Annotated in this window: 4 protein-coding genes; all 4 read left to right on the forward strand. The window is 70.6% G+C overall.

The features are described from left to right. The coding region (locus VIU94_RS13965) for a tetratricopeptide repeat protein (protein ID WP_331911248.1) at positions 1-840 on the forward strand (840 nt) is incomplete at its 5' end. A gap of 146 nt (positions 841-986) precedes the next feature. After that, positions 987-2,102, forward strand: coding sequence for an alanine dehydrogenase (gene ald / locus VIU94_RS13970; protein WP_331911250.1), 1,116 nt, complete (start codon positions 987-989; stop codon positions 2,100-2,102). A gap of 433 nt (positions 2,103-2,535) precedes the next feature. After that, a complete protein-coding gene (locus VIU94_RS13975) occupies positions 2,536-3,579 on the forward strand; it encodes a ParA family protein (protein WP_331911252.1) in 1,044 nt (347 codons plus the stop codon). After that, complete coding sequence (locus VIU94_RS13980) at positions 3,564-4,070, forward strand: hypothetical protein (protein ID WP_331911254.1); 507 nt, start codon at positions 3,564-3,566, stop codon at positions 4,068-4,070. Before VIU94_RS13975 ends, VIU94_RS13980 begins: the two co-directional genes overlap by 16 nt. Positions 4,071-4,190 lie beyond the last annotated feature (120 nt).

The following is a 4,190-nucleotide window of genomic DNA, read 5'->3' on the forward strand; positions in this document are numbered from 1 at the left end:
GCGGACTGGCTGCGCGGCCGCCGGGCCGTGCTGCACGCCTCCGCCCGCCTCGCCGTCGCCGACGGCGAGCTCGACACCCTCGCCCGCCGGCTGGTCGCCGCCCTGGTCAGAGCCCTGGCCGCGCACCGGGGCGCCGAGGACGCAGCCGCCGATCTGTACGAGCTGCACGGCCTGGTCCTGGACGTCGCCGAGCGCCGCGGCCTGCACCGGGAGCGGGCCGCCGCCCTGCTGAACCTGGCCGACCTCGACGCCCGGACCGGCCGCACCGAGGCCGCCCTGGCCCGCTACCGGACGGCTCTGGACGCCGGACGGGCCGCGAACGACCCCTACGCGATCGGCCGCGCGATGGAATCCGTAGGCGGTTCCTACCAGGAACTGGGGGACTGGCAGCGGGCCGGCGACTGGTACGGCCGGGCGCTCGCCCATCGGCTCTCCCGTGACGAGCGCGCCGATCAGGCCAGGCTGTACGGCCGCCTCGGCGCGGTGCTCACCTACTCCGGCCGCTACGGAGAGGCGCTGCGGAACTGGCGCGCGGCCGCCGCTGGGCACCGCCGTCTTGCCGATCTCCCGGGCTACGCACGGGCGTTGAGCGAGGCCGCACGGGTCCAGGAGTACGCCGGACGGCCCGAGGAGTCGCTGCGGACCTGCGAGGAGGCGGTGGAGTGGGCCCGGCGCGCCCGGGACGAGCGGCTGCAGGCCGCGCTGCAGCTCAGGCTGGCCGACACCCTCGACCGGCTCGGCGACCCGGCGGCCGCCCGGTTGCACCGTGCGACCGCGGAAAGACTGCTTGGAACCGACCCCTCCGCCTACGAAATCCGTAGTGCTTCTGGCGAGGATTAGTTGTTTGTAAGGCTAGACAGCAGGAAATCCTTCATTAGACTGGGTGCGCCGCGACAGACCGCGGTCTGCCCCGGTGCGCAGCAATGCTTCCGGGTATGAATGGCATTGCTCCACTTATCCCCCTGATTCAAGGACCGTGATCGACGATGAAGGTCGGCATCCCCCGCGAGGTCAAGAACAACGAGTTCCGCGTGGCCATCACCCCTGCCGGTGTCCACGAGCTCGTCCGCAACGGCCACCAGGTCTTCATCGAGCAGAACGCCGGTGTCGGCTCCTCCATCACGGACGAGGAGTACGTGGCCGCCGGCGCCGAGATCCTCGCCACCGCGGACGAGGTCTGGGCCACCGCCGACCTGCTGCTCAAGGTCAAGGAGCCGATCGCGGAGGAGTACCACCGCCTCCGCAAGGACCAGACGCTCTTCACCTACCTGCACCTGGCCGCCTCCAAGGAGTGCACGGACGCCCTCCTGGAGTCCGGCACCACCGCCATCGCCTACGAGACGGTCGAGACCGCGAACCGCGCGCTGCCGCTGCTCGCCCCGATGTCCGAGGTCGCGGGCCGGCTGGCCCCGCAGGTCGGCGCGTACCACCTGATGCGCTCGGTCGGCGGTCGCGGTGTGCTCCCCGGCGGCGTCCCCGGCACCCACGCCGGCGAGTGCGTCGTCATCGGCGGCGGCGTCTCGGGCTGGAACGCCACCCAGATCGCCGTCGGCCTGGGCTTCCACGTGACCCTGCTCGACCGCGACATCAACAAGCTCCGTGAGGCCGACAAGATCTTCGGCACCAAGGTGAAGACCGTCATCTCCAACGCCTTCGAGCTGGAGAAGGCCGTCGTCGAGGCCGACCTCGTCATCGGCGCCGTCCTCATCCCGGGCGCCAAGGCCCCGAAGCTGGTCACCAACGAGCTCGTCGCCAAGATGAAGCCCGGAAGTGTCCTTGTCGACATCGCGATCGACCAGGGCGGCTGCTTCGAGGACTCGCACCCGACCACCCACGCCGAGCCGACCTTCATGGTCCACAACTCGGTCTTCTACTGCGTCGCCAACATGCCCGGCGCGGTCCCGAACACCTCCACGTACGCGCTCACCAACGCCACGCTGCCCTACATCGTGTCGCTGGCGAACAACGGCTGGGTCGAGGCGCTGCGCCGCGACGCCGCGCTCGGCCTGGGTCTCAACACCCATGACGGCAAGGTCGTTTACAAGGAGGTCGCCGAGGCGCACGGCTACGACCACACCGAGCTGGCCAGCCTCCTGGGCTGAGCTCGCGGACGGTGAGTCAACGCTCGCCGTCAACCTCACGCTTCCGGCCGGACCTTGTCGAGCAAGGTCCGGCCGGATGTGTGTCCGGCCACTTCACGGGCCGTGTTCAACTCGCCTCGAACGTAACCCTTTAACCGTTTCGCACACCCCTGAAACGTGTGGATGCATGCCTGTGCACCCTTGACAGAGGGGTGTTCGGTTGCCGACACATCGGGCCGGGTCCGGCGGATTGTGTTGCTGCGGAGCGGTGACACGCCATAGAGTCGCCAACCGTCGGCATGGTGCCACGCTGACCTATCGATAAATGTTCCTGGTCACATCCAAGGAGGTAAGACGACTTGTGAATAAGTCGACATTCACTCCCGGGGGTGGAGAACCAGACGACGACCCTGTCGGCTCCGTCGCTGTCCGGACCTTCGCGACACGCCAGCCCATGACGACAGCCCACACGATGAAGACGATGGACGGCCTACACGTGAACGCCACGGCCGGCAACGAGAGTGGCCGAGAGTCCACCCAATTCGCCGCCTATGACGAGGTGCCCGAGGGGCACTTCTACGACCCCGACGCCGAGTACGAGCCCGACCCGGAGTACGCGGCCACCCTCGCACCCGACGCTGCCCGGCAGCGCCGCGAGCGGATCGGCCCGACCGGACGGCCCCTGCCGTACTTCCCGATCCCGGGACCGCTGACCGATCACGGTCCCGCGAAGATCATCGCGATGTGCAACCAGAAGGGCGGCGTCGGCAAGACGACGTCGACCATCAACCTGGGCGCCGCGCTCGCGGAGTACGGCCGCCGGGTGCTGCTCGTCGACTTCGACCCGCAGGGCGCCCTGTCGGTCGGCCTCGGCGTGAACCCGATGGAGCTCGACCTCACCGTCTACAACCTGCTCATGGAGCGGGGCATGTCGGCGGACGAGGTGCTGCTCAAGACCGCCGTGCCCAACATGGACCTGCTGCCGAGCAATATCGACCTCTCGGCCGCCGAGGTGCAGTTGGTCAGCGAGGTCGCGCGCGAGTCGACGCTGCAGCGCGCCCTGAAGCCGCTGATGAACGACTACGACTACATCGTGATCGACTGTCAGCCCTCGCTCGGCCTGCTGACCGTGAACGCGCTGACGGCCGCTCACAAGGTCATCGTGCCGCTGGAGTGCGAGTTCTTCGCGCTGCGCGGTGTCGCGCTGCTGACCGAGACCATCGAGAAGGTCCAGGAGCGGCTGAACCCGGAGCTGGAGCTCGACGGCATCCTCGCCACGATGTACGACTCCCGGACCGTGCACAGCCGTGAGGTGCTCGCGCGCGTCGTCGAGGCCTTCGACGACCACGTGTACCACACGGTGATCGGCCGGACGGTGCGCTTCCCGGAGACCACGGTCGCCGGTGAGCCGATCACCACGTACGCCTCGAACTCCGTCGGCGCCGCCGCGTACCGCCAGCTCGCCAGGGAGGTGCTCGCCCGGTGTCACGCCGAGTGAGTCTGCCCGGAGCCGACGAGCTGTTCCGTACCACCGGGGGCATGGCACTGCAGTCCTCCTCGCCCCGCCGGGGCGAGCCGAGGGTGCCGGCGCCCGCGGGCGAGAGCGACACCGAGGCGGCGGCGGAGGGCGGCTCCGAGGAGCACGCGGCGGCCGACTCGGAGTCGTCCGAGCCGCGGGCCCGGGCGGCGGAGCCGGAGTCCCCGGCCGGGCCGAAGCCCGCGGGGGCGGCGGCCGGCGCGGCACGCCGACGCGGGCGTGCGCCCAGCCGGCGGCCGAGCGGGCGGGAACGGCACGACGAGAAGATCACGGTCTACGTCTCCGCCGAGGAGCTGATGGACCTGGAGCACGCGCGTCTGGTGCTCCGCGGCGAGCACGGGCTCGCGGTGGACCGCGGGCGGATCGTCCGCGAGGCGGTCGCGGTGGTCCTCGCGGACCTGGAGTCGCGCGGCGACGCGAGCATTCTGGTACGGCGGCTGCGCGGCCGCTGACGGTAGCCTGCGGGCTGCCGCCCTCCTGCTCCTCCCTGGACCCCGATGCCCCCGCCCCCCGCCGAAACGTCCCCGCACCCCCGCCGCCGCGCCCTGGGCCGCGGCCCGGGCGCGCCCGCG

It is taken from the genome of Streptomyces sp. (genome assembly GCF_036566765.1).
GTDB lineage: Bacteria > Actinomycetota > Actinomycetes > Streptomycetales > Streptomycetaceae > Streptomyces.